At 65.4% G+C, this 3,497-nt stretch carries 5 protein-coding genes; 3 read left to right on the top strand and 2 right to left on the bottom strand.

All coding sequences use genetic code 11. The annotated features are described in order from the left end of the window. Together AB4Y86_RS14865 and rpsA are read left to right on the top strand one after the other, a co-directional pair. Positions 1-159: sterol carrier protein domain-containing protein (locus AB4Y86_RS14865; protein WP_441402973.1), on the top strand; the 159-nt coding region annotated here is incomplete at its 5' end. A 211-nt stretch (positions 160-370) separates the two neighbouring features. Continuing rightward, positions 371-1,846: a 30S ribosomal protein S1 gene (gene rpsA / locus AB4Y86_RS14870; RefSeq protein ID WP_441402969.1), complete on the top strand. Its 1,476-nt coding sequence runs from the start codon at positions 371-373 to the stop codon at positions 1,844-1,846. 192 nt (positions 1,847-2,038) lie between these two features. Here rpsA and AB4Y86_RS14875 read toward each other — a convergent pair whose 3' ends face one another. After that, complete coding sequence (locus AB4Y86_RS14875; protein WP_441402970.1) at positions 2,039-2,476, bottom strand: DUF1810 domain-containing protein; 438 nt, start codon at positions 2,474-2,476, stop codon at positions 2,039-2,041. Between the two features lie 254 nt (positions 2,477-2,730). On the opposite strand from AB4Y86_RS14875, the gene AB4Y86_RS14880 reads away from it, so the two are divergent. Then, complete coding sequence (locus AB4Y86_RS14880) at positions 2,731-3,159, top strand: VOC family protein (protein ID WP_441402971.1); 429 nt, start codon at positions 2,731-2,733, stop codon at positions 3,157-3,159. Here AB4Y86_RS14880 and AB4Y86_RS14885 read toward each other — a convergent pair. After that, positions 3,156-3,497, bottom strand: a 342-nt coding sequence (locus AB4Y86_RS14885) for a GNAT family N-acetyltransferase (RefSeq protein WP_441402972.1), incomplete at its 5' end; no start/stop codon positions are given. The genes AB4Y86_RS14880 and AB4Y86_RS14885 overlap by 4 nt on opposite strands.

Here is a 3,497-nt window from a genome sequence, read left to right on the forward strand (position 1 = left end):
CTGGACGTCGCGGACCTCGGCTCCATCTATCTGGGCGCCGTCTGCCCGGTGACCTTGAAAGCTGCTGGCCGGATCACGGAGCATGCCCCCGGAGCCGCGCTGACGGCGCGGCTGATGTTCGCCGTCGAACGCGCACCGCACTGCCTCACGCACTTCTAGGCTGGCGCCGGCACACTGCGTTGCGCTTTGACCGGCGTTGACGACTACGACTAGACTGAGCGGGCGTGTATTACGTGCGCGCAATCAAATCCACAAAATCAGGATGACCCGGCGGATCGCCCTTGATCCGCCGTGTTCTCGACCCGTGTCGCCGACGCGGGCGGGACGGTTTGCCTGACCGACTCACTATCCACAACGGAGCCCCTACTACATGACCATCACCTCCACCGAGAAGCCCGGTACCCCCGTAGTCGCGATTAACGACATCGGTACCGCTGAGGACTTCCTCGCAGCAGTCGACGCGACCATCAAGTACTTCAACGACGGAGATCTCGTCGAAGGTACCGTCGTCAAGGTCGACCGCGACGAAGTCCTGCTCGACATCGGTTACAAGACCGAAGGTGTCATCCCCTCCCGCGAGCTTTCCATCAAGCACGACGTTGACCCCGGAGACGTCGTCTCCGTTGGCGATCAGGTCGAAGCCCTGGTGCTCACCAAGGAAGACAAAGAAGGCCGCCTGATCCTCTCCAAGAAGCGTGCTCAGTACGAGCGCGCCTGGGGCGACATCGAGAAGGTCAAGGAAGAAGACGGCGTCGTCACCGGTACCGTCATCGAGGTTGTCAAGGGTGGTCTTATCCTCGACATCGGCCTGCGCGGCTTCCTGCCCGCATCCCTCGTCGAGATGCGCCGTGTGCGCGACCTGGCTCCGTACATCGGTCAGCAGATCGAAGCCAAGATCATCGAGCTGGACAAGAACCGCAACAACGTTGTGCTGTCCCGCCGTGCCTGGCTCGAGCAGACCCAGTCCGAGGTCCGCTCCACGTTCCTCAACAAGCTGGAAAAGGGCCAGGTCCGTCCCGGCGTCGTTTCCTCGATCGTCAACTTCGGTGCCTTCGTGGACCTGGGCGGCGTAGACGGCCTAGTACACGTTTCCGAGCTGTCCTGGAAGCACATCGACCACCCGTCCGAGGTTGTCGAAGTTGGCCAGGAAGTCACCGTCGAGGTTCTCGAGGTCGACCTGGACCGCGAACGCGTGTCCCTGTCGCTCAAGGCTACGCAGGAAGACCCGTGGCAGACCTTCGCCCGCACCCACGCCCTCGGCCAGGTTGTTCCGGGTAAGGTCACCAAGCTGGTTCCGTTCGGCGCGTTCGTCCGCGTTGAGGACGGCATCGAAGGCCTGGTCCACATCTCCGAGCTCGCCGTGCGCCACGTTGAGCTGGCCGAGCAGGTTGTCTCCGTTGGCGACGAGCTGTTCGTCAAGGTCATCGACATCGACCTCGAACGCCGCCGCATCTCGCTGTCCCTCAAGCAGGCCAACGAGGGCGTCGACGCCGACAGCACCGAATTCGATCCGGCTCTCTACGGCATGGCCGCTGAGTACGACGAAGAGGGCAACTACAAGTACCCGGAGGGCTTCGATCCGGAGTCCAACGAGTGGCTTGAAGGCTACGAGACGCAGCGCGCCGCCTGGGAGCAGCAGTACGCTGACGCCCAGACCCGCTGGGAAGCCCACAAGAAGCAGGTTGCCCAGCACGCTGCCGACGACGCTACCGCTGCGACGTCCGGTGACAGCGACTCCGGCACCACGAGCTACTCCTCGGAGCCGGCCGCAGCAGACACCGGTGCAGGCACGCTGGCCTCGGACGAGGCCCTCGCCGCTCTGCGCGAAAAGCTCACCGGCAACTAGTTGCCGCCTGCCCGGGTTGCTCCGGGCGAACCCAAAGCGGGTCCCAGCCACGTGCAGGGGCCCGCTTCGGGGTTAAGCCCGGATTGCAGGGCCGCGGCCGGGAGGACATGCCCAGTGCTCGGCGCGAGGACAGGGCATGGTGGCATCATGTCCGGTGGCCTGCGCCGGACCCGGGCATGTCCTGCGGGGCACTCAGGGGACGGGCCCGAGGATCCGGTCCGTGGCCGCATCGGGCACGCCATTGAAGTACTTGTCGAGAATCTGCTGGAACACCGGTTGCTCGGGCGCCGCCCGCAGGAACAAGGTCGACGACGACTGCAGCTTCCGTGCGTCGATGCTGCCGAAGATCTGCTCCGCGCTTCGCCCGTCAACGGCCAGAATTGCCCGGGCACAGTCCTGCAGCCGGGGCCCAAGCACCGGGTGGTGCAGATAGGCCCGTGCCTCGGGGAGGGTCCTGATGGCGTATTTCCGGGAGGTCGGGCTCATTCCCAGGCCGGAAATTTGCGGGAAGACGAACCACATCCAGTGGCTCCGCTTTGACCCGCTCCGGAGCTCCGAGAGCGCGGTCTGATAGGTGCCTGCCGAATCCTGTGCTTCCGTGAATCGGGACAACTCAAAGGGGTCGTCCATGCCAATCCTCCTGGTTCAGGTGCCGGTCAGTCGCTGCCTACATTCATCCAACCACCCTTCCCCAGCACGTGACAGCTCCGCCGGYGCCCCGGCGCCGCGCCGGCTGATCTCCGGGTAGAGGCACAAAACGGTGACAACTGAGGGCGGCGGAGCTTGCCAAGGGGTCGGACCGCGTCCAGACTTTGTAGGTCACACGTTGCTCTGCTCAGCGCGCGCCGAGGCGTGCAGGTGCCGCACCTACGAAAGGACTGCCCATGGCTGGAACTTCTGAAAAGACTGAAAATGGCGCCGGTCCGGCGGTTACGCCCTTGCCGCGGGCGATCGGTGCGATCACCCTATTCGTCGAAGACCTGCCGGCCAGCAAGCGCTTCTACCAGGAGGTTTTTGACCTGCCCGTGGCCTTTGAGGACGGCGCTTCAGCCGTTTTCAAGTTCGACAACACGATGATCAATCTGCTGAAGACGGAGGAAGCACCGGAGCTGATCCAGCCCGCCCTCGTCGCGGCACCGGAAGCCGGCGCCCGGATGCAATTCACCCTCCAGGTGGACGACGTTGACGCCGTGTGCGCCGAACTGGCCAGCCGCGGCGTGGAGCTRCTGAACGGCCCGATGGACCGGCCGTGGGGTATCCGTACGGCCACCTTCCGCGACCCGGGCGGACACATCTGGGAGATCGCCCACTAGCCGAGGTTGATCAGCGCGCTCACCCGTTGGCCGTCTGCTGCGAGCTCGGCGCCGACGGAACGCAGCAGCGCCTGCGCGGCGGGATTCCCCGCCGTCGTTTCGGCTTTCAGCAGGCGTGCGCCGGCAGCCGCGGCCTGGACCTTGACTAGCCGCAGCGCCGCCTGGCCGATGCCGCGCCCGCGGAAGCTCCGGCCCAGCCAGATCCCGGTCTCCAGCACCCCGTTCTCCCAGCCAGCGCCGCCACGCCCAACAGATCCGGTCCCGTGTTCCGGAACCCGCCCCAGCCGGATGGATCCGGCCAGCTCGCCATCCGCGGTGATCGCCCAGGTCCGCTGCCG

Source organism: Arthrobacter sp. 2YAF22_2, from assembly GCF_052114645.1.
Taxonomy (GTDB): domain Bacteria; phylum Actinomycetota; class Actinomycetes; order Actinomycetales; family Micrococcaceae; genus Arthrobacter.